The 19963-nt window shown below is 33.2% G+C and carries 23 protein-coding genes; 22 read left to right on the plus strand and 1 reads right to left on the minus strand.

From position 1 onward, the window contains the following. Nucleotides 1-110: 110 nt before the first annotated feature. From ACHRVX_RS14485 to ACHRVX_RS14510, 6 genes are all read left to right on the plus strand, one after another. Nucleotides 111-755: a suppressor of fused domain protein gene (locus ACHRVX_RS14485; protein ID WP_395333402.1), complete on the plus strand. Its 645-nt coding sequence runs from the start codon at nucleotides 111-113 to the stop codon at nucleotides 753-755. Nucleotides 756-1622: 867 nt separating this feature from the next. Next, nucleotides 1623-2015 carry a DUF1801 domain-containing protein gene (locus ACHRVX_RS14490; protein WP_395333404.1) on the plus strand — a complete coding sequence of 131 codons (393 nt, stop codon included), beginning with the start codon at nucleotides 1623-1625 and terminating at the stop codon, nucleotides 2013-2015. 35 nt (nucleotides 2016-2050) lie between these two features. Then, nucleotides 2051-2605: a hypothetical protein gene (locus ACHRVX_RS14495; RefSeq protein WP_395333406.1), complete on the plus strand. Its 555-nt coding sequence runs from the start codon at nucleotides 2051-2053 to the stop codon at nucleotides 2603-2605. A 58-nt stretch (nucleotides 2606-2663) separates the two neighbouring features. Next, nucleotides 2664-3095 (plus strand): GNAT family N-acetyltransferase, encoded by a 432-nt coding sequence (locus ACHRVX_RS14500; protein WP_395333408.1) that lies wholly within the window; start codon nucleotides 2664-2666, stop codon nucleotides 3093-3095. Between the two features lie 67 nt (nucleotides 3096-3162). Next, complete coding sequence (locus ACHRVX_RS14505; RefSeq protein WP_395333410.1) at nucleotides 3163-3570, plus strand: hypothetical protein; 408 nt, start codon at nucleotides 3163-3165, stop codon at nucleotides 3568-3570. A 96-nt stretch (nucleotides 3571-3666) separates the two neighbouring features. Beyond that, nucleotides 3667-4086 carry a hypothetical protein gene (locus ACHRVX_RS14510; RefSeq protein ID WP_395333412.1) on the plus strand — a complete coding sequence of 140 codons (420 nt, stop codon included), beginning with the start codon at nucleotides 3667-3669 and terminating at the stop codon, nucleotides 4084-4086. Between the two features lie 199 nt (nucleotides 4087-4285). Here the strand turns inward: ACHRVX_RS14510 and ACHRVX_RS14515 are convergent, their stop codons facing one another. Next, nucleotides 4286-6793, minus strand: coding sequence for a M14 family zinc carboxypeptidase (locus ACHRVX_RS14515; protein WP_395333414.1), 2508 nt, complete (start codon nucleotides 6791-6793; stop codon nucleotides 4286-4288). A 215-nt stretch (nucleotides 6794-7008) separates the two neighbouring features. Between ACHRVX_RS14515 and ACHRVX_RS14520 the strand changes: the two genes are divergently transcribed. From ACHRVX_RS14520 to ACHRVX_RS14595, 16 genes are all read left to right on the plus strand, one after another. Next, nucleotides 7009-7788: a hypothetical protein gene (locus tag ACHRVX_RS14520; RefSeq protein ID WP_395333416.1), complete on the plus strand. Its 780-nt coding sequence runs from the start codon at nucleotides 7009-7011 to the stop codon at nucleotides 7786-7788. An 80-nt stretch (nucleotides 7789-7868) separates the two neighbouring features. Continuing rightward, nucleotides 7869-8207: a nuclear transport factor 2 family protein gene (locus ACHRVX_RS14525; protein ID WP_395333419.1), complete on the plus strand. Its 339-nt coding sequence runs from the start codon at nucleotides 7869-7871 to the stop codon at nucleotides 8205-8207. 377 nt (nucleotides 8208-8584) lie between these two features. Then, complete coding sequence (locus tag ACHRVX_RS14530) at nucleotides 8585-9478, plus strand: NAD(P)H-binding protein (RefSeq protein WP_395333421.1); 894 nt, start codon at nucleotides 8585-8587, stop codon at nucleotides 9476-9478. A 12-nt stretch (nucleotides 9479-9490) separates the two neighbouring features. After that, nucleotides 9491-10405 carry a helix-turn-helix domain-containing protein gene (locus tag ACHRVX_RS14535; RefSeq protein WP_395333423.1) on the plus strand — a complete coding sequence of 305 codons (915 nt, stop codon included), beginning with the start codon at nucleotides 9491-9493 and terminating at the stop codon, nucleotides 10403-10405. Between the two features lie 62 nt (nucleotides 10406-10467). Then, nucleotides 10468-10881 carry a hypothetical protein gene (locus tag ACHRVX_RS14540; protein WP_395333425.1) on the plus strand — a complete coding sequence of 138 codons (414 nt, stop codon included), beginning with the start codon at nucleotides 10468-10470 and terminating at the stop codon, nucleotides 10879-10881. Nucleotides 10882-10905: 24 nt separating this feature from the next. Then, nucleotides 10906-11586 (plus strand): aspartate/glutamate racemase family protein, encoded by a 681-nt coding sequence (locus tag ACHRVX_RS14545; protein WP_395333427.1) that lies wholly within the window; start codon nucleotides 10906-10908, stop codon nucleotides 11584-11586. A 51-nt stretch (nucleotides 11587-11637) separates the two neighbouring features. Beyond that, on the plus strand, nucleotides 11638-12243 hold the full coding sequence (locus ACHRVX_RS14550) for a hypothetical protein (RefSeq protein ID WP_395333429.1): 606 nt from the start codon (nucleotides 11638-11640) through the stop codon (nucleotides 12241-12243). A gap of 113 nt (nucleotides 12244-12356) precedes the next feature. Further along, a complete protein-coding gene (locus ACHRVX_RS14555) occupies nucleotides 12357-12725 on the plus strand; it encodes a nuclear transport factor 2 family protein (protein ID WP_395333430.1) in 369 nt (122 codons plus the stop codon). A gap of 139 nt (nucleotides 12726-12864) precedes the next feature. Then, nucleotides 12865-13911 (plus strand): serine hydrolase domain-containing protein, encoded by a 1047-nt coding sequence (locus ACHRVX_RS14560; RefSeq protein ID WP_395333432.1) that lies wholly within the window; start codon nucleotides 12865-12867, stop codon nucleotides 13909-13911. Nucleotides 13912-13916: 5 nt separating this feature from the next. Next, the gene (locus ACHRVX_RS14565; RefSeq protein WP_395333434.1) at nucleotides 13917-14333 is read left to right on the plus strand and encodes a DUF1801 domain-containing protein; all 417 of its coding nucleotides are present in this window, start codon (nucleotides 13917-13919) and stop codon (nucleotides 14331-14333) included. A gap of 14 nt (nucleotides 14334-14347) precedes the next feature. After that, complete coding sequence (locus ACHRVX_RS14570; RefSeq protein WP_395333436.1) at nucleotides 14348-15445, plus strand: MBL fold metallo-hydrolase; 1098 nt, start codon at nucleotides 14348-14350, stop codon at nucleotides 15443-15445. A gap of 166 nt (nucleotides 15446-15611) precedes the next feature. After that, nucleotides 15612-16775 (plus strand): lactonase family protein, encoded by a 1164-nt coding sequence (locus ACHRVX_RS14575; RefSeq protein WP_395333438.1) that lies wholly within the window; start codon nucleotides 15612-15614, stop codon nucleotides 16773-16775. 199 nt (nucleotides 16776-16974) lie between these two features. Further along, nucleotides 16975-17514, plus strand: coding sequence for a GNAT family N-acetyltransferase (locus tag ACHRVX_RS14580; RefSeq protein ID WP_395333440.1), 540 nt, complete (start codon nucleotides 16975-16977; stop codon nucleotides 17512-17514). A gap of 297 nt (nucleotides 17515-17811) precedes the next feature. Further along, a complete protein-coding gene (locus ACHRVX_RS14585) occupies nucleotides 17812-18393 on the plus strand; it encodes a TIGR00730 family Rossman fold protein (RefSeq protein WP_395333442.1) in 582 nt (193 codons plus the stop codon). Between the two features lie 124 nt (nucleotides 18394-18517). Continuing rightward, nucleotides 18518-18985 (plus strand): SRPBCC family protein, encoded by a 468-nt coding sequence (locus ACHRVX_RS14590; RefSeq protein WP_395333444.1) that lies wholly within the window; start codon nucleotides 18518-18520, stop codon nucleotides 18983-18985. A gap of 203 nt (nucleotides 18986-19188) precedes the next feature. Beyond that, nucleotides 19189-19869, plus strand: coding sequence for a 2'-5' RNA ligase family protein (locus ACHRVX_RS14595; RefSeq protein WP_395333446.1), 681 nt, complete (start codon nucleotides 19189-19191; stop codon nucleotides 19867-19869). Nucleotides 19870-19963: the final 94 nt, after the last annotated feature.

Consider the following 19963-nt stretch of genomic DNA (forward strand, 5'->3'; position numbering starts at 1 on the left):
TAGATGAAAATGTATCGGATTTTTTTTGTTTTAAAAATGAGCAGCAGATTTTATTTAGGTCAATTTAAAAAAAGTTTTAAATTTATAATATCATCTTTAATCCTAAAAACATGACATTAGACGAATACAAAAAACAATTTTCAGAAGACGACGCTGTTGGTTGGTTATCAATCGATAAAGAATTCGATACACTTTATCCCAATCAGGAACCCAAACATTTTGCGCCCGCAATAAGTTATATGTTAGGCGGGGAAAATCCGCTTGATGGCGTAAGTATTTACGAAAGCAAAAAGCAAACAGATCATTATCATTTTATAACCTACGGATTTTCGGAGTTGTATTATGACGAAACAAAACTGGAAAGCGAATTTAGTAAATGGGGATTTGAACTCACTTTTCGACTAAAACCATTTGAGGCCGATAACGGAAATCCAAGTTGGGTAATTGCACTTTTGCAAAACATTGCCAAGTATGTATTTGATAGCGGAAACTGGTTTGAAGAGTTTCATTATATGCCCGCAAACGGACCAATCAGGTTGGATACAGAAACTGATATTACGGCTTTAATAATTGTAGCAGATCCTGAAATAGAAAAAATACAAACTCCACATGGCGAAGTTACTTTTTTACAAATCGTAGGAATCACTACTGCCGAATTCGATCATTTAAAAGAAAACCCCGAAACCGCACAAGATTTAGTAAATAAACTAAAAGAAAATAATCCTTTATTAATTACAGATCTAACCAGAAAATAATTGCATTTTAGTATAAAAAAACATAGAACATTATGTCCATCAAGATTTGAAAGGCTATAATTTGTGCAGTTTATCACTAAATATTGTTGTTAACATGAATCCAAATAAATATAGCGTTCCGTAGGTACGCAGTAATCATTATTTTGTTGCGTACCTACGGCACGCTAACGTATTTATGATCTATATTATTTACCAATATTTAGTGCCTAACGGCACATTTAATCTTATCGCTAATTACTTTAATTGCTTTAATTATCAAAAAAAAAGTATTAATCTCAAAACCTGTAGAGAGAAAAAAATTACCACAAAGCACGCGAAGATTTTTTACCAAAGAGAATGGATATAAACACCAAGTTCACAAAGCTATGTCAATACAAAGCTTTGTGAACTTGGTGTTTTTCAACAGACGCTACTATAAAAAACTTTGTGGCTTTGCGGTAAAATCACCCAGTATATATTTATAATCTCTTCGTGATATTTTTTTTTACTCCGTTAGGAATTAAATATTGTTAAGACTTAAATTACCACGAAGCAAGCGAAGATTTTTTGACCAAAGAGGATTGGATAAACACAAAGTAAACAAAGCCAGGTCAACACAACGCTTTGTGAACTTTGTGTTTTTCAACAGACTCTACTATAAAAACTTTGCGGGCTTTGCGGTAAAATCAACCAGTATATAAATGTAATCTCTCCGGGATATTTTTTTTACTCCGTTAGGTCCAACTGAATCCCTTACGCAAACTCAGATTTTCAAAATAATATCATTTTGCTATTTAAATATTCTCACAAAAAAAGATTATTTTAGCATAACATTAAAAATCAAAACCTACACATTCAATTAGTTACAAATAAAAAAATGTTATTATTATGAATGCAGAAATATCAGAATACAATAATTTACAAACCTCTGCAGATAAAGAAATCTGCGATCAGTTAGCCACAATAATCAATAAAAATGTACCAAATGCCGAAAATAAAATCTGGCACGCACATCCGGTTTGGTTTCTGGACGGAAATCCAATTGTAGGTTACAGCAAATTAAAAAACAACGTTCGTTTACTTTTCTGGAGCGGACAATCCTTTGACGAAGAAAACCTCATCAACGAAGGTTCCTTCAAAGCAGCCGAATTCCGTTATACTTCACCCACACAAATCAATACTACAGACTTAGAACGATGGCTCAAAAAAGCGCAGGAAATACAATGGGATTATAAAAACCTGATCAAACGAAAAGGAGTTTTAATAAAATTAAACCTTTAATTATTCCTATTTAATTTTAATATTATTCCAGCATTATGAGTCGCCGACACCGAAAAAACAAAATAAACCTAAGCACAAAAAAAGAACTAATCGTTTTTATTATCAAAGTGCTTTCAATTCCACTTTCCCTGCTTTCATTTATTTACCTCACCAGACAATACAACAACTTCATTATTATAAAATTTGAATTTGTACTTTATTTCTACATCATTTCCGGTCTTGCTTTTGGATTTTTATTTTATAATTACGAGAAAAAAAAGGAAGGTAAAAACTTTAAAATACTCGAACATTTTTCATTGATTCTTTTAATCTACGGTTCTATTTCATGCACCGTTTTTTTGATTGCAAACGAATATTTATCGACCACCAAAGAATATAAAATAGTTTCGCCTATTATTGCAAAACACGAAAGCTATAAAAGATCTCCTAATAGTATCACCGTAAACATTGAAGGAACCGAAAGAGAAATCAACATTCACAACTGCGATTTCAAGAAAATAAACACCTATAATTTTGCCGAAATAAAAATAAAAAAAGGATATTGGAATTTTCCCATTATAATGGAAACGACATTGAAAACTGATAAATAAATAAGCTACTTTTATCCTGACAATACAAATAGTAATCTTGTTTACCACGATCAATAAAATGGAAATTTCACCAATAAAAAACACCGATTACGACGCTTTAAGAAACCTGTTTTTAAACGAAAGAAAATCAACATTTTCGTGGCTTGACACATCAAATTATCAATTAAAAGATTTTGATAAGGAAATTCATGGCGAAGAAGTTTTAGTTGCCAATATTGATAATGTTGTTATTGGTTTTATTTCGATATGGATGCCAAATAATTTCATTCATCATTTATATGTTGATAAAAAACATCATGGCAAAGGCGTTGGAACTCAATTATTAAAAGCCGCAATTGAAAAAACTAAATTCCCAATAACTTTAAAATGTTTAGAGAATAATACAAAAGCCGTTGCATTTTACAGACGAAAAGGTTTTATAGATCAAGAAAGAGGACCATCTACAAACGGAGATTATATCTTATTTGAGTTATCAGAAAATATAAAGTAAACCTATAAATCTTCACAATTAATTTTACAATATAAAAATTCCAAATACCTAAAAGATCAATTCAATAATGGCAAATACTTATTACTCATACTTAGCATTTATAGCACCAAATTCAGATGCGAATCTCATTGCTTTAAAAAATAATTTAGACGCTTTTTATGAACCCGTAACCGAAAACAAACCTGCAATTGTACTTGAAAGCAACCAAATCAATCTTGTCTTTGAAGATGATTATCGTTTATACATTGCATTTTCAGAAGAAGCGTATGTGAACGAAGAAGCGCTTGAAATTGCCGCAGAACATAAGTTTGACTGGAATGAGAACTCATTTGATAAAGCAAAATTAGAAACCTGTAGCAAACGATTTGAAGTCTGGGGAGACGATGATTTTGATATGGAATATTTCAACGATAGTTTATATATCATCGAAGAAATAGAAAGATTCAGTGATGTCATTATTTTTAACATGCAATAAAATATAAAACAAATTTTAAAACTTTAATCAATTACAACGCAACCATTTAACAAAACTTGCATCTTTTAAATAAACCAATGTAAAAAAATTTAAACCATGAAAAAATTGTTTGTGTTAATCGCCGTTGTTTTATTTGTTTCTTGTAATAACGATGACAAAGAATCATCTGTAAATAATTTAAAAGGCAGTTGGATCTTTATTGGCGCTTCCGGCGGTATTACGGGTTCAACGTTTCCGATAACCACAGATCAGCAAACAGTTTTAGAATTTTCTGACACTACATTGAAAACCTATATCAATTCAAATTTAGTGAGCACTCACACGTATTCTATTCAAACAAAAAAATCAATTTTTGGCGGGATTAGAAAGATGATTGTAACTCCAACAGGTGCAGTTGCCAATGATATTGACAGAGTTCAATCGTATGAAATCAAAGGCGAAAAATTGTATTTACGCGATGAATGTTTTGATTGCTATACAGCAGAATATGAAAAAATAAATCCTGCTGCGTTCTAAAATCTTTTAAATCATAAAGCTGTAGAATAGCCCCGATGGAAACGGCATCCTTTTTCTTGCTTCTTTAGCAAGGAAAAGATATAGTGTACAGCGGGACAAAAGGTCTTGTGAACCTAATTTTTTCTGCTCCTGAAAATAAAAAATGTAATATTTAAAATGCCAAATTCCATTTTTCTGTGAATGGAATTTGGCATTTTTATTAATTCACTAAAAACAGAGAATTGCTGAATAACAGGATTCCGTTTTCCCAGAAACCTCTAAAAAGCGGGTTGTCCATCATGTAGATCACGACGCCATCGCCACGTTTATCTACGGCAAAACTCACAGTTTCATTTAGCTTTTTCTTGATGTCGTTTCCAATAAAGCCATAACTCACATAATCTTTTGGAATATACGCTACATTGATGGCATTTTTTAATAATGAAAATGATCTTTCGTTGCTTTTAAGGCTAAAATACGTGTTGCCTAAACCAAAAGCCATTGGATAGGTTTTGTCCAGTTTATTCTCGATAATCGCACCCGGAATAGAACCTGAAATTCCTCGACGTTCTGAACCTTCAAAATCAAGAAAACGTTTTTTAAGTTCGGTTTCGCTATCTTCTTTTTCAGACTTTTCTTTGTCTTCCTTGCTTGCAAACAAACTCAAAGCATAACCGGCGCGATCCTGAAATAACGAAATAGCATTGCTCATTGCAATTACTTTTCCGCCATTTTTGATCCATTCGTCAATTTGCTTTTTTTGATCTTCAGATAAGTCATAACTTCCGTCAGAAAGTATTAAGGTATTGTAATTGTATAATTTAACGCGATTAAAATTCGCTGTTTCCACAATACTTACCGGATAACTAACCGTTTCGTCAAGATAATACCAGGTCGCGCCAAACTCAGTCGAAACAACTCCTTTTCCTGAAAGCATTAAAATTTTTGGTGCTTTTAGCAATGTGAAATTCTCTCCGCCAATATCTTTAGAATTGGTCGAAAATCCTGTAGTTATAAAACTGTAATCGGTTTTTATTTTGACGATATCGCTGACTGTTTTTTCAAAATCGGCAATTTTTGGGTTATCGCCACGGCTTATAATTAATCCGCCCGGTTCAACCGCAACCGTTCCAAAAACAGCTTTTTTCATTGCCGAACGCACTTTTATTCCCGCCTGATGCAATAATGAAACTACCTGAGCCGAGATTCTGCTATTCCACGGAACGTAAAAAGCATAAACACTTGCAGGAACCGTTTTTTCCGGAATTTCGATCTTCGCTTTTGTTTTTATTTGCAGCGTATTTTTAACCGCATAACCTTCAACTCCATACGCTAATGGCAAAGCCCAAGCCGTAATATCATAGGATAAACTATCATTTAATTTTTGATTGGGTTCAAATAAAACCTGCGCCAAAACTGACCTCGGCTGATCGGCTTTTATAATTAAATCATTGGGTTCAATCTTGAAACTTTCATTTTTCTTTGTTTGGTAATGAAAACCTGATCCGTTTGCCGATGCATCTGCGTAAGCAAATTCAATGTCGTTTTTCTTCAGCATTTCGGTTAATTGTTCCAGTTTAGGATTGCTTTTCAAAACATAGGTATTGTAAACGCCTTTTGCTTTTATTCTGGCATTGGTATGAAAATCCCTGAAACCTTTTAACAAAACCTCTTTTTGCGAAGCGGCACTTTCTACCACCGTTAAAACTGCTGTTGCGTGATGCGTTAATCTGTCTTTTATGGTAACATTTGCACCATTTTCCATGGTTACTTCACGCCCAGCTCCTATTCCGCCTTGTTCCAGCGTTAAGCCAACTGCACCATTATAGGTAGGATAAGTGTCGCCGTAACTTGGATAAAACAAATCAAATCGTTCTCTGGTGGTGTACATCCAGTTTTGCTTGTCGAATTTCTCTGAGATATTTTTACCCAGTACATTATAAAAATCCTTTTGATATTGCTCTATAAATTCATGCAAAGGTTCTGCCGCCGGAGGGAAAAAATATGGCGAATTATAACTCATTTCGTGAACATCAGTATGAACCTGAGGCATCCATTGATTGTACAATTTGATGCGTTGCTGCGTTTCTATTTGAGTTTGCCACGCCCAATCTCTGTTCAAATCAAACAAATAGTGATTGTATCTTCCGCCTGGCCAGACTTCCATGTGTTCTCTGTCATACAAACCCGGATGTGTTTTTTTGCCTGTAACTTCTCTTAGCCAGTTTCCGTATCGTGAATATCCGTCAGGATTAATACACGGATCGAGAATTACGATGGTGTTTTTCAACCATTGTTTTGTCACTTCGTTTGATGGATTCAACAATTCGTACGCCACTGTCAAAGCACTTTCGGTTCCGGCAAATTCATTTCCGTGAACGTTGAAACTCAGCCAGACTATAATTTTATCTTCAACGGCTGTATTTTTTTTATCTGATAATCCAATTGATGCCAAATTATTATTGCGAATTTGTTCCAGATTTGCCAGATTTTCAGGAGTCGAAATATAATAGACATTTAAATCACGTTGCTCGTTTGTTGCGCCGTATTTCTGCTTTTTGATCGATTGAGATTGCTCCGTAAGATAATTGAAATAATCTTCGACCTGATGGTAATAACTGATTTGTTTACCGTAATTGGGAATAAATTCTGATGGCGTTTTAAGTTGCGCAAAAACAGAAAAAGAAACGGTTAACAGCAATACTGTCGCGATAAATGTTTTGTTCATTGGTAAGTTGAATTTGGATAGGTCGTTAAAAATAACAATTAACTTTATACAGAAAGACAAGATTGCAGTATTTTTTTTGGAGATACTTATTAATGTTCAGTAAGTACAACAAGTTTTCAAAACCTGTCGGGTTTAGAACATTCCTTTTACATGAAAGAATCATGTTACTATTGTGGTTTTAATTTGTATTTTCGTTCAGTAAATCAAACTATATTATGGAAGAAGCATTACTTGAAAAATCAGTTTTTGAAGAAATACCAACAGGAAAAATTTATTCTGAAAAAGCAATTAGGGTTGGAACTTTTTTAGGAGGCCCATTAGTTGCAGGTTATTTTATTGCCGAAAATTTTAAAACTTTTAATGATTTTGATAAAGTTAAAAAAACGTGGATTATTACGATACTTGCTTCGATTTTTATTTTTGGTTTGATCTTTCTGATTCCGGAAAATATAAATATTCCAAATGCGATATTTCCGGTTATTTATATGATAATTGCCGGTTATTTGACAAAACATTTTCAGGAGCAAAAAATAAATGAGCACATACAAAATGGCGGTCTGGAGTTTAATTGGTGGCGCACAATAGGAATTTCGCTTATTGGCTGTTTTATTACAGTTGGTGTGTTGGTAGGTCTTGGTTTTGCCAATGAAGCCGCAAACGGAAGAATCGCCGAATCAACAAAAACATATGGCGTTATGAATCATGAGATCGCTTATACAACTAATATCAATGAAAAAGAAGTGGATAAAATTGCAAAATCATTTGAAAAAGGAACTTTTTTTGACGACGCAGTAACTAAATATGTTTACTTAGAAAAAATCGATAACAACTACGAAATAGCTATTTCATGCAATGAATCTATTAAAACCGATTTAAACTCTTACCAATATTTTGTCGCTTTAAGAAATGATATGCAAAAGGATTTTCCTGACAATAAACTCATCTTTAAATTAGTTGTCGAAGATCTTGATAATGTGATAAAAAGAATTGAATAATTTTAAAAACTAAACGTTTACGCACGCCAAACCCGACAGGTTTTAAAACCTGTCGGGTTTAAAATAAAAAACTAATATAAATGACTATAGAAGAAATTATCGATGCTCAAATGTCAGCTTTTGACAATAGAAACATAAATAATATGATGCCTTTATTTAGCGACAACATCAGGATTATTAATTTCAATGATAACTCAATCGCAATTGATGGAATAAAAGAATGTGAAAAAATGTTTATTACATTATTCGAAAATTCACCAAATCTTCGCGCCGAGATTATAAAGACTATACATTTTGATAATAAAGTAATCGTTCACGAATACATTTACGGTCGAAACGGAAGCAACGAAAGAACGGAACAAGTCGTTATTTTTGAAATTAAAGATCAAAAAATTAGCAGAATGGATTTAATAAAATAAATCTAAAAAATATTACTACAAAATCTTAAATTCTAAAATTTGATTTGCTTCATCCGCACGACAAACCCGACAGGTTTTAAAAAGCTGTCGAGTTTAAAAACACAACGTAAACCCAAACCCCTTACATCTTAAAAACTAAACCTCTAATCCAGCCCCGATGGAAGCGGAAATCCTTTTGCTTTTTTCTTTAAAAAGCAAAAGATTAAAGCGAACAGCGGGACAAAAGGTCATTTGAAAATAAAATTACTGCTCCAAAAAATAAATCCAAAAAAATCTAAAGATTAATAATCTATTGCTTTTGGCTACGACAATAATAGTTTTGGCTAAATCTGTTCTTTGAATGTTGCGCAACTTTGTATTAATAAAAACACATACAAATGAAAATTACAATTACAGGTTCTTTAGGGAACATTAGCAAACCGTTAGCGCAGGACTTAGTACAAAACGGACATGAAGTTACGGTCATTAGCAGCAGCAACGACAAACAAGCTGAAATTGAAACTTTAGGAGCCTCGGCGACGATTGGTTCGGTGGAAGATGTGGCATTTTTGACACAGGCATTTACGGGAGCAGATGCGGTTTATTGCATGATTCCGCGTGCGAATTATTTTGATCCTAATTTGGATTTAGATGCTTTTACACGTACAATTGGAAATAATTATGCCGAAGCTATCACAAAATCAGGCGTGAAACGTGTGGTGTTTTTGAGCAGTATTGGCGCGCATTTAGAAAAGAATTCAGGAATTATTCAGCGTTATAATGAAATCGAAGCCGTTTTGAATCTACTCGATGTTTCGATTACCTTTATGCGTCCAACTTCTTTCTTTTATAATTTGCTGGCTTATATTCCGCTAATTAAATCACAGGGAATTATTGCAGCAAATTATGGTGCCGACAGAATGATTCCGTGGGTTTCTCCCAATGATATTGCACTTGCCATTGCAGATGAAATCGTTACTCCGCTTGACGGGAAAAAAGTTCGTTATGTTTCAAGCGAAGAACTTACAGGTCATGAAACAGCGCAAATTTTAGGAAATGCAATAGGAAAACCGGATTTAAAATGGGTTTTAACTACTGATGAAGAAACCTTAAACGGATTGGTAAATGTGGGAATGCAGCCAAAAATCGCCGAAGGTTTGGTCGAAATGTACGCCGGACTTTATAATGGTTTACTTGCCGCGGATTATATCAAAAACAAACCTGCAGTAATGGGACAAACAAAATTAGCCGATTATGCTAAAGAATTTGCTGCAATTTACAACCAGAAATAAGTACCTTAGACTATGGCAAATAATCAACCTGTTCGAATAAAAAGTATCAGCGAATTTCATGAATTTAGAAATTTGCCCAAGCCGGAACATCCCTTAGTGAGCGTTTATAACTTTGAAGATTTAAAGTATCTGAACGAAAATGAACCTAAAAGCTTAATGCTTGATTTTTACTCGATTGCATTGAAACGAAATGCAAACGCTAAAATGAAATACGGTCAGCAGGAATATGATTTTAAGGAAGGGGTTTTGATGTTTATTTCGCCGGGTCAGGTTTTTTCTATCGAAGGAAATTCAGAACTTCAACATACAGGATGGTCATTATTAGTCCATCCTGATTTTTTATGGAATACGCCGCTTGCTAAAAAAATCAAGCAATACGAGTATTTTGGTTATTCGGTTTATGAGGCTTTACATCTTTCGGATAAAGAAGAAAAAATGATTATTAATCTCATGAAAAACATTCAGCAGGAATATCAGTCGAATATTGATAAATTCAGTCAGGATGTTATTATTGCCCAAATCGAATTATTACTGACTTATGCAGAACGTTTTTATAATAGACAATTTATTACCCGAAAAATAAGCAACCATCAAATTCTCGCAAAATTAGAGCAATTACTTGACCATTATTTTGCAAATGATTCCCTGACCAAAAACGGTTTACCAACGGTGCATTATATTGCCGAAAACTTAAATATTACGCCTAATTATTTAAGCGGATTATTGAAATCATTAACCGGTCAAAGCACACAACAGCATATTCATGATAAATTGATTGAAAAAGCCAAAGAAAAACTAACGACAACAAACTTATCCATAAGTGAAATTGCCTTTGAATTAGGCTTTGAACATCAGCAATCCTTCAGTAAATTATTCAAGACCAAAACCAACATTTCTCCTCTGGAATTCAGGCAGTCTTTTAATTAAAAAGGCTTTCGGCAAAATAACATCTTTAATTTTCATAAATTCGTTCAATAAAAAATAAGTTTATGAATCCCGTTTTCAAAAATACACTTGCCGTAATCATTGGTCTTTTCGTAGGAAGTATTGCTAATATGTCTATCCTATTAATGAGCAGCTCTGTTATTCCGGCTCCTCACGGTGCAGATGTCACTACAATGGAAGGATTGAAAGCCACCATGCATTTATTTGAACCTAAACATTTTATTTTCCCATTTGTGGCACATGCACTGGGAACTTTTGCCGGCGCAGCAACAACAGCTTTAATCGCGGCAAATAACAAAATGAGATTAGCGCTCGTAATTGGTGCTTTCTTTCTATTGGGTGGAATCGTGAATGTCTGCACACTGCCTTCGCCAATTTGGTACAATGTTATTGATCTTGTATTTGCTTATCTTCCAATGGCTTATTTCGCTAAAAAAATAGTTACATCAGAAGAATAACAGCATTTTAAACGGAATAAAAACATGAAAAAAATTGGACTTGTAGGCGGAATCAGCTGGGTTTCGACAATTGATTATTACAAATTAATTAACGAAGGCGTTAATAAAAAACTAGGCGGACTGCAATTTGCAGAATGCCTGATTTACTCCTTAAACTTTGGTGATATCCAGGAAAAAACCTGGACGAACTCCTATGAATTACTACTTAATGCATGTTTGAGTTTAAAGAAAAGTGGCGTCGATGCCATAGTTTTATGCGCCAATACTGCGCATATGTATGCCGATGAAATTGAAAAAGCGATTGGATTACCATTAATTCATATTGGTACAGAAACCGCAAAAGCCATAATAAAAGAAAAAATTACTACAATTGGACTTTTAGGAACTTCGTTTTCTATGGAAATGGATTTTTATAAAGACCGCCTTAAAAGTTTTGGACTAAATGTATTGATTCCCGAAAAACAGGAAACTAGAGATTATATACAATATGTATTGAAAGAAGAATTGGGAAGAGGAATTATAAATCCCGAATCGAAACAGAATTATATTAAAATTGCCAACGAACTTATTGAAAAAGGCGCCGAAGGAATTATTTTAGGCTGTACCGAAATTCCGTTGCTAATCGATCAATCTAATTTTTCGGTTCCGGTTTTTGATACTGCTAAAATACATTCTGAAGCGATAGTCAATTTTATAGTTGCTTAAAATAATCAGTCCGTAAATTTGTAATTGTTTGAACCAAATAAAGCTCTTATTATGAAAAGTACCTTTAGAATATTTCTTATTTTATTGATTTCTATTTCATTATTAAATTGTGCTTCATTTTCTACTAAAAATTTCAAAAACGACTACACTTCAATTAATCCCGGCAATTTACATTCGTTTGACGGAAAGTTTAGTTTTTCTCCGATAAAAAAATTCGACAAAAAAAACGAACATTCCAATATAGATAATTTAAAAAAACATATCAATTTGTATAACTTCATTACAAATGAAAGTGTAAAATTCAACGATATTGATTCTATTTTAAATGGAAGAGTCAACTATCAAATTGAACTGAAAATTATTACTGATAAAGAAATAAGCGTTGAATTATTTAAAAATAATCAAAGCATAAAAAAGCAACAAATTAAAGGCGAACTTAAAAAAGACGGAATGTTTTATCTTGATAATAAATTCCTGAAATGTACCGGAATCCCTTACCTTTTTGGTGGATGCCAAAACAATAAACGCCGAATAGCAATTTCAAATACTAACAATTTGATTGTAAATGAAGCCTTAGACAATACCGGAGCGCTATTGTTTTTATTTTGGGCGGGACAAAGCTATAATAGTGCTTATGAGTTTCAACGTCTGGAATAAACGATTTCACTTACCCTGATTTTAGATCTTTAAAAATCTAAAATTATTAAATGCTTTTTTTAATTTCCTACATACTTATTTTATAACTTAGTTAGCTTTTAAATAGTAAGATCATGACCAGGAAAGAAATAGCTACTGAGTTTTTAAATCTCGCTGCAAACGGGCATTCGCACCAGGCATTTCGTTTGTACGTAGGTGAAAATTTCAAACATCATAACGCCTATTTTAAAGGCGATGCAGATACCTTAATGCTCGCCATGGAAGAATCCACCAGAATGAACCCAAATAAAATTTTTAAAATTCATCATATTCTTGAAGATGATAATTTAGTAGCCGTACATTCTCACTTAAAACAAACTCCCGTAGAACTCGGTTTCGCAGTAGTACATATTCTAAAATTCAAATCAGATAAAATCGTCGAACTTTGGGATTTAGGGCAGCCAATTCCAAAAGATCCTATTAATGAAAATGGGATGTTTTAGTTTTTTAGTTTTCAGTCGCAGTTTTCAGTCGCAGTCGCAGTTTAAACCGAGACTGAAAACTGAGACTGAGACTGAGACTGAAAACTGAGACTGAAAACCGAGACTGAAACCTGAAACAAAAAATAACAAAACCTTCTAAATGAACTCCCCTACCAGAATCACCTTCCTTTTATCTTTCCTTTTTTTATTTTCGAATTGCAATTCATTTGCTCAAAAAAAAGAGAATTATTCTGCTCAAATTGATAGTCTAGTTACCAATACATTGCCTGTTTTTAATGGCGTTGTTTTGATTTCAAAAAACGGAAAAACAATATATTCTAAAGTAAAAGGAGTTGCTAACTTTGAATCTAAGAAACCATTGACAATTGACAGTCAGTTTGAAATCATGTCAAACAGCAAACTAATTGCGGCTGTTTTAGTTTTACTAGAAGTTGAAAAAGGGAAAATAAATTTACAGGATCCTATTAAAAAATACTTACCGGAACTTAAACAAACCTGGGCAGATTCCATTACCGTTCATCAACTTTTAAATCATACTCACGGCATCATAGATGTACAAAAACCGCTCGCTTTTAAACCCGGAACTGATTTTAAATACGGAAACCTCAGTTTTAATTTACTGGGAAAAATTGTAGCATTTACGAACAAAAAAAGGTATTCAGAAGTAGCTGATGCGCTTTTCAGGAAATTAAATATGAAAAATACTTTCTGTTATTCTGACGATAAAAAACAAAATGTAGTGACAGGATATAATAATAAAAACGGCATACTTGAACCTGACGAAAAAAGCCAGATTAACGAGGAAACTCTGGGCGGAGATGGTGTCATTTCTACCGTAAAGGACTTGGCGATTTGGAATAATAATCTGCATAAAGGAAAAATTCTAAAACCTGAAACGTATCAATTACTGATACAACCAAGTGCTTTATCACAACATAATTTCTTTGGGAAAGAAAAAGACGGTTACGGTTATGGGATTAGAGTTATCGAAAAAGAACCAGTGAAATATATTGGTCATACCGGCTTAGGCGATGGGTTTTCTTCTGTAAATTTGTATTTTCCTGAAAGCGATGTCAGTTTAATCATTTTAGAAAATCAAATGAATGAAGATGCTAATTTATTTTATATTTCTGAATTCAAAATCAAAAACATCGTACTGAAAAGTGATTTGCTCAACAAAAAATAAAAACAATGGCAAAAAACAAAACTACCGAAACCGAAAGCAGTGTTGCTGATTTTATAAATGTTATTGATGACGAAATAAAAAGAAATGACGCTTTTGAACTGGCTAAAATAATGAAGAAAATTTCAGGCTTCGAACCCAAAATGTGGGGAACAGGTATAATTGGTTTCGGAAGTTATCATTATAAATATGCAAGCGGTCATGAAGGCGATGCGCCATTAATAGCCTTTTCTCCAAGAAAAGCATCAATTTCACTTTATCTCAATATTCCAACTGAAAGCAGAGACGAATTACTGTTACAATTAGGAAAACATAAATCAGCAAAAGCTTGCGTTTATATTAAAAAGCTTATTGATATTGATCTTGTTGCGCTGCAAAATATCATTTCTATTTCTTTAGAAAATTCAAAAAAATTATATTCCTAAAAATTAAAAACAACATGATTATTACCATCCTACTTCTTATAATCGCTCTTCTTATCTACGTTTTTACGCATCCCAGATACGGAAAAAGACCTTCGGGAGAACGATTGGCATTACTGCAAAAATCACCTCAATACAAAAACGGAAGATTTGAAAATGAACATTTTACGCCTGAACTTGCAGAAGGTTACAGCTACTTTAATGTTATTTCTGAATTCTTTTTTAAAAAAGTAGACCGCAAAATTCCCACTGACATTATTCCTTCGATCAAAACTAATTTACATGAACTTACTTTAGATCAGGATGTTTTGGTTTGGTTTGGGCATTCTTCTTATTATATCCAGCTTAGCGGAAAACGTTTTTTAATTGATCCCGTTTTTAGTGGTAACGCCTCGCCTATTTACGGAACTACAAAAGCATTCAAAGGAACTGATATTTACACAGTCGATGATATTCCGGAAATTGATTATTTATTAATCACACACGATCATTATGACCATTTAGATTATAAAACGATAATGGAATTAAAACCAAAAATCAAACAAATAATTTGTGCGCTTGGTGTAGGCTCCCATTTTGAATTTTGGGAATTCCCAACAGCAATTATCACAGAAAAAGACTGGCATGAAAAAATAGAACTAGATCAAAACCTGACGCTTTATACAACGCCGTCGAGACATTTTTCCGGCAGAAGTACCAAACGCTGTAATACGCTCTGGACATCTTTTGTACTGGAAACAAAAGACTTTAAAATGTATTTAGGCGGTGACAGCGGTTACGACACTCATTTTGCTGAAATTGGCAATAAATTTGGTCCTTTTGACATTGCGCTTATCGATAACGGTCAATACAATCCTGCCTGGAAATACATTCATAATTTACCCGAAGATGTAATAAAAGCCATGAAAGATTTAAAAGCAAAACGAGTTTTTCCCGTGCATTCGTCAAAATTTGCACTGGCACTTCACGCCTGGGACCAACCGTTGATAAAAATAACTGAACTCAATGCCATTTCCGAAAATCCGATTCCGTTAATAACACCAATGATTGGCGAATTAGTTCAATTAAGAAACGAAAACCAAGAGTTCAAACAATGGTGGAAAGGAGTTAATTGATTTTAGATTGGAGATTGGAGATTTTAGATTGGAGATTGGAGATTGGAGATTTTAGATTTTAGATTTTAGATTTAAAACTGCGACCGTAAACTGCGACTGTAAACTATGACTATAAACTGCGACCGGAAACTGTGACTGAAAACTTGAAACATGAAACAAAATAAACATGAAACAAATAAAACCCGAAACAAATAAAACAAAAAAAACCTTGAAACTAAAAACAACCCTTTTCGCCTTTATATTCCTGATAAGCTTCAACATCTTTTCCCAAAATACTTATGTCTTTTTAGGAAGTTATAACCGCGATAAAGCAGCAGAATCTATTCAGGTATATCAATTGGATACAAACGGAAATTTGACAAAAGTTACCTCTGCAAAAGACATGATTAATCCATCGTATTTGACATTATCACCCAACGGAAAATATCTTTATGCCTGCACAGATACAAGAGTTCCAAATGGCGGAAGTGTGAGCAGTTTTGAGTTTAATCCTGAAAATAAAACGCTGACATTCTTAAACAAACAATCAAGCGGCGGTGAAAATCCGGTTTATCTTTCGGTTCATAAAAACGGTAAATGGCTCGTAAATGGCAATTATAATGAAGGAAGTGTTTCAGTGCATCCGTTATTAGAAAACGGAAAAATTGATTCGCTGGCGCAGCATTTTCAATATTCTGACGGAAGTGTCAATAAAGAACGTCAAACTAAAGCGCATGTTCATTCGACCGTATTTTCTCCTCAAAACGATTATTTATTCATGCCCGATTTAGGTGCAGATAAAATACGCTGTTATCGCTTTGATGAAACTCAAAAACAGCCTTTAAAGGAAACAAAAGTTCCTTTTACAAAAACAGATTTAGAAGCCGGACCAAGACATTTTACGTTTCATCCCAATCAGAAATTTGGTTATTGTATAGAAGAAATGTCGGGATCCATAAGTGTTTATAAATATGATAGTGGAACTTTAAAACAAATTCAGCGCATCAACACACATCCGGACACTATAACATCCGGTTTCGAAAGCTCAGATATTCATGTTTCGCCAGACGGAAAGTTTTTATATGCGAGCAATCGCGGGAAAGAAAATAATATTGCCATTTTTTCTATTAACAAAAAAGGATTACTGAAAAATATCGGGTATCAATCGACATTAGGCAATCATCCAAGAGTTTTTGCCCTGGACGAAAGCGGAAAATTTTTAATTGCAACTAATGTTAATTCAGGAAATGTAGTTGTATTTGCAAGAAACCCAAAAACAGGATTGCTTACAAAAGTAGGAAATGAGGTGAAAATGGAAAATGTTACTTGCGTTCAAATTAAAAATATTTAATTTTAATGGCGAACTTATCTCACGGGTTTTCGGGTTTAAACGACTTTTCGCTGGTTTGTTCTCCTTTAACTTAAAATACATAATGCAATATTAGATGTAATTTCTCCTTCGTCGAAACTGACAAGAGTATGGTAAATTCGAAATAATTCGTGGCGAAAAAATCTTTTTAATCACTTTAATCAGTGGCAAAAAAATAAAAATGACAAATTCAAAATTCAATTTACAGCCTGAAATTCTTGAAGACGAAATCACAAAATTAATTCCTTTGCAGGAAAGTGATTTTGACGAACTTTATAAAGTAGCTTCAGATCCCTTGATTTGGGAACAACACCCAATAAAAAACCGATATAAAATAGAAGTTTTCAGCTCTTTTTTTGATGCAGCAATCGATTCAAAAAGTTCCTTTTTAATTGTAGATAAAAAGACAAATGAAATTATAGGCAACACCAGATTCTATGATTACAATCCTGAAAAATCAAGCGTTGCTATTGGCTTTACTTTTATTGGCAGAAAATTTTGGGGCGGTTTGTACAATAAATCAAATAAAAAACTTTTGATAGATTACGCTTTTCAACATTTAGATTCGGTGATTTTTCATATTGGCGCAGATAATATACGTTCGCAAAAAGCAGTAGAAAAACTGGGAGCGATAAAAATAAACGAAATGAATGTTACCAATAACGGAATTGATATTCCTCATTTTGAATATGAATTAAAGAGGGTTAATTATAAATTATGAGTTATGCTATTAATTGGGATTTTTGAAAATTAGCTTTGAAACGTGTCGTTATGTAGTAAATATTGGTAGTGATTTTTTGATTCAAAATTCATTGGTGTGACACAGGAATCATATTGCGTACCTACGGCACGCTAATCTATTTCTGATTCATTTTTTCTACCAATATTTAGTGCCTAACGGCACAGAATATGTCTTTAATAGAAATCAAATAACTCATAACCTTCAACAAATAACTGATAACCTTTCACCTTTGACAAATAACCTTTCACCTTTACAAATAACATATAACAATATACAATGAAAAGAATAACAGTTTTTTGCGGATCAAGTTTTGGAACCGAAGAAATTTACAAAGAACAAGCTACACTATTAGGCAAAACGTTGGCTCAACAAAATATCGAATTGGTTTATGGCGGCGCAAACGTAGGTTTAATGGGCGCGGTTGCTGATGGAGTTTTAAACGAAGGCGGAAAAGCAATTGGAGTTTTACCGAATTTTTTAAGATCGAAAGAGATTGCGCATTTAGGTTTAACCGAATTAATTTTGGTCGAAAGTATGCATGAAAGAAAAACCAAAATGGATGAATTATGCGATGGTGTAATTGCACTTCCTGGTGGTTTTGGAACGCTTGAAGAACTTTTCGAAATGCTGACATGGGCGCAATTAGGTTTACATAAAAAGCCAATTGCTATTTTAAACATCAATGGTTTCTATGATTCACTTATAGAATTAACTAAAGTTATGGTCGAAAAAGGTTTACTGAAAGATGTAAACCAACAAATGCTTTTGGTTAGCGATAACATTGATGATTTATTAAACCAAATGAAAAATTACGTTCCTCCAACTGTTGGAAAATGGATTAAAAAAAAAGAGCTATGAATTTTGAGTTATGAGTTTTGAGTTAAGTGTTAAGAGTTAAAAAATTATGAAAAATAAGAATTATATTTACTTCTGCTCTTCTGGACATTTAACTTATAACGTATAACTTCTAATATAAAAAGACATGAAACCAGAAAATAACCACTTCGCAAAAGCCGAAATGCTGATTAGAAAACCTGTTTCAGAAGTTTTTCAGGCTTTTACAGATCCGGAAATTACCAGTAAATTTTGGTTTACAAAAGGTTCTGGAAAATTAGAACAGGACACTATAACCGAGTGGACTTGGGAAATGTTCGGTTTCTCACTAACCGTTACAACTCATGTTTTGCAGGAAAATCATAAAATTGTGATTGAATGGGGAAATCCCGGCGACACGACTTTAGTCGAATGGATTTTTAGTCCGCTTGATGAAAATGAAACTTTTGTAAGCATTACCAATTCCGGTTTAAAAGGAGATTCGGATAAAATAATTGATCAGGTCAGAAATTCAACCGAAGGATTTACATTAGTTCTTGCCGGTGCAAAAGCCTATTTAGAACATAATATAGAACTGAATCTGGTTCTGGACCGATTCCCGAAAGGACTTGCTTAATTTGAATTAAATGCAAAGTTTAATGATTTTCGCAAGAGCGCTGAGTTTTTTTGCACGCAAAGTCGCAGAGGCGCAAAGTTTTATTTTCTTGCAACTTATTGCCTATTAAGAAATGAAACAAAAAGTAAAACCGCAAAACTTAAAAAACTTTGCGCCTTCGCATCTTTGCGAGATTTAAAAAAAAGGCCATAAAATAATTCCCAATGGATTTAAAACAGCATTACAATCAACTTTATAAAACATCGTCTGAAGCTATTTTACAGGGAAATTATAAACTTGACACACAAATTAGCGATGCTTCAGATTCACGATTTGGAGTTACGTTATTAATACGCCCAAACGAAACCCTAAAAAATAAAATTCACTCCTTTTTAGATGAATTAAAAGCGATTGAACCGGAACAATATTATTATCCTGATTCAGATATTCATATTACTGTATTGTCGATTATTTCGTGTTATGAAGGTTTTACTCTGGATAAAATCAAAATTCAGGATTATATAGACATAATTCAGCAAAGCCTGGTACATTTAGATAAAATCAAAATTGAGTTTCGAGGTATAACAGCTTCGCCTTCAGCAATAATGATTCAGGGTTTTCCAACAGATGAATCTTTGAATGATTTCCGCGAAAAACTACGGGAGAATTTCAAAAAATCAACTTTACAACAAAGTATTGATAGCAGGTATTCCATAGCAACGGCGCATTCTACGGTTTTAAGATTTAAGGAAAAACTTCAAAAACCGGAGAAACTGATGCACATTGTCAAGCAGTTCAGAGATTTTGATTTTGGAGAATTTACAGTAGAAAATTTAGAATTAGTATATAATGATTGGTATCAAAGAGAAAAAAACACCATTCAATTAGCAAAATTTATGATTTAATTTTTTTAACAGATTTTTTTTGCCAAGAATTTCACGAATTTTCGCTAATTGAAATACGCATAATAGAATTTGTGCTAATTATTACAATTCGTGG

It is taken from the genome of Flavobacterium sp. FlaQc-47, assembly GCF_044006475.1.
Classification (GTDB): domain Bacteria; phylum Bacteroidota; class Bacteroidia; order Flavobacteriales; family Flavobacteriaceae; genus Flavobacterium.

Bases quoted from the DNA above. Each gene is read 5' to 3' on its own strand.
- ACHRVX_RS14485 (WP_395333402.1), top strand. From the start codon at position 111: ATGACATTAGACGAATACAAAAAACAATTTTCAGAAGACGACGCTGTT.
- ACHRVX_RS14490 (WP_395333404.1), top strand. From the start codon at position 1,623: ATGAATGCAGAAATATCAGAATACAATAATTTACAAACCTCTGCAGAT.
- ACHRVX_RS14495 (WP_395333406.1), top strand. From the start codon at position 2,051: ATGAGTCGCCGACACCGAAAAAACAAAATAAACCTAAGCACAAAAAAA.
- ACHRVX_RS14500 (WP_395333408.1), top strand. From the start codon at position 2,664: ATGGAAATTTCACCAATAAAAAACACCGATTACGACGCTTTAAGAAAC.
- ACHRVX_RS14505 (WP_395333410.1), top strand. From the start codon at position 3,163: ATGGCAAATACTTATTACTCATACTTAGCATTTATAGCACCAAATTCA.
- ACHRVX_RS14510 (WP_395333412.1), top strand. From the start codon at position 3,667: ATGAAAAAATTGTTTGTGTTAATCGCCGTTGTTTTATTTGTTTCTTGT.
- ACHRVX_RS14515 (WP_395333414.1), bottom strand. From the start codon at position 6,793: ATGAACAAAACATTTATCGCGACAGTATTGCTGTTAACCGTTTCTTTT.
- ACHRVX_RS14520 (WP_395333416.1), top strand. From the start codon at position 7,009: ATGGAAGAAGCATTACTTGAAAAATCAGTTTTTGAAGAAATACCAACA.
- ACHRVX_RS14525 (WP_395333419.1), top strand. From the start codon at position 7,869: ATGACTATAGAAGAAATTATCGATGCTCAAATGTCAGCTTTTGACAAT.
- ACHRVX_RS14530 (WP_395333421.1), top strand. From the start codon at position 8,585: ATGAAAATTACAATTACAGGTTCTTTAGGGAACATTAGCAAACCGTTA.
- ACHRVX_RS14535 (WP_395333423.1), top strand. From the start codon at position 9,491: ATGGCAAATAATCAACCTGTTCGAATAAAAAGTATCAGCGAATTTCAT.
- ACHRVX_RS14540 (WP_395333425.1), top strand. From the start codon at position 10,468: ATGAATCCCGTTTTCAAAAATACACTTGCCGTAATCATTGGTCTTTTC.
- ACHRVX_RS14545 (WP_395333427.1), top strand. From the start codon at position 10,906: ATGAAAAAAATTGGACTTGTAGGCGGAATCAGCTGGGTTTCGACAATT.
- ACHRVX_RS14550 (WP_395333429.1), top strand. From the start codon at position 11,638: ATGAAAAGTACCTTTAGAATATTTCTTATTTTATTGATTTCTATTTCA.
- ACHRVX_RS14555 (WP_395333430.1), top strand. From the start codon at position 12,357: ATGACCAGGAAAGAAATAGCTACTGAGTTTTTAAATCTCGCTGCAAAC.
- ACHRVX_RS14560 (WP_395333432.1), top strand. From the start codon at position 12,865: ATGAACTCCCCTACCAGAATCACCTTCCTTTTATCTTTCCTTTTTTTA.
- ACHRVX_RS14565 (WP_395333434.1), top strand. From the start codon at position 13,917: ATGGCAAAAAACAAAACTACCGAAACCGAAAGCAGTGTTGCTGATTTT.
- ACHRVX_RS14570 (WP_395333436.1), top strand. From the start codon at position 14,348: ATGATTATTACCATCCTACTTCTTATAATCGCTCTTCTTATCTACGTT.
- ACHRVX_RS14575 (WP_395333438.1), top strand. From the start codon at position 15,612: ATGAAACAAATAAAACCCGAAACAAATAAAACAAAAAAAACCTTGAAA.
- ACHRVX_RS14580 (WP_395333440.1), top strand. From the start codon at position 16,975: ATGACAAATTCAAAATTCAATTTACAGCCTGAAATTCTTGAAGACGAA.
- ACHRVX_RS14585 (WP_395333442.1), top strand. From the start codon at position 17,812: ATGAAAAGAATAACAGTTTTTTGCGGATCAAGTTTTGGAACCGAAGAA.
- ACHRVX_RS14590 (WP_395333444.1), top strand. From the start codon at position 18,518: ATGAAACCAGAAAATAACCACTTCGCAAAAGCCGAAATGCTGATTAGA.
- ACHRVX_RS14595 (WP_395333446.1), top strand. From the start codon at position 19,189: ATGGATTTAAAACAGCATTACAATCAACTTTATAAAACATCGTCTGAA.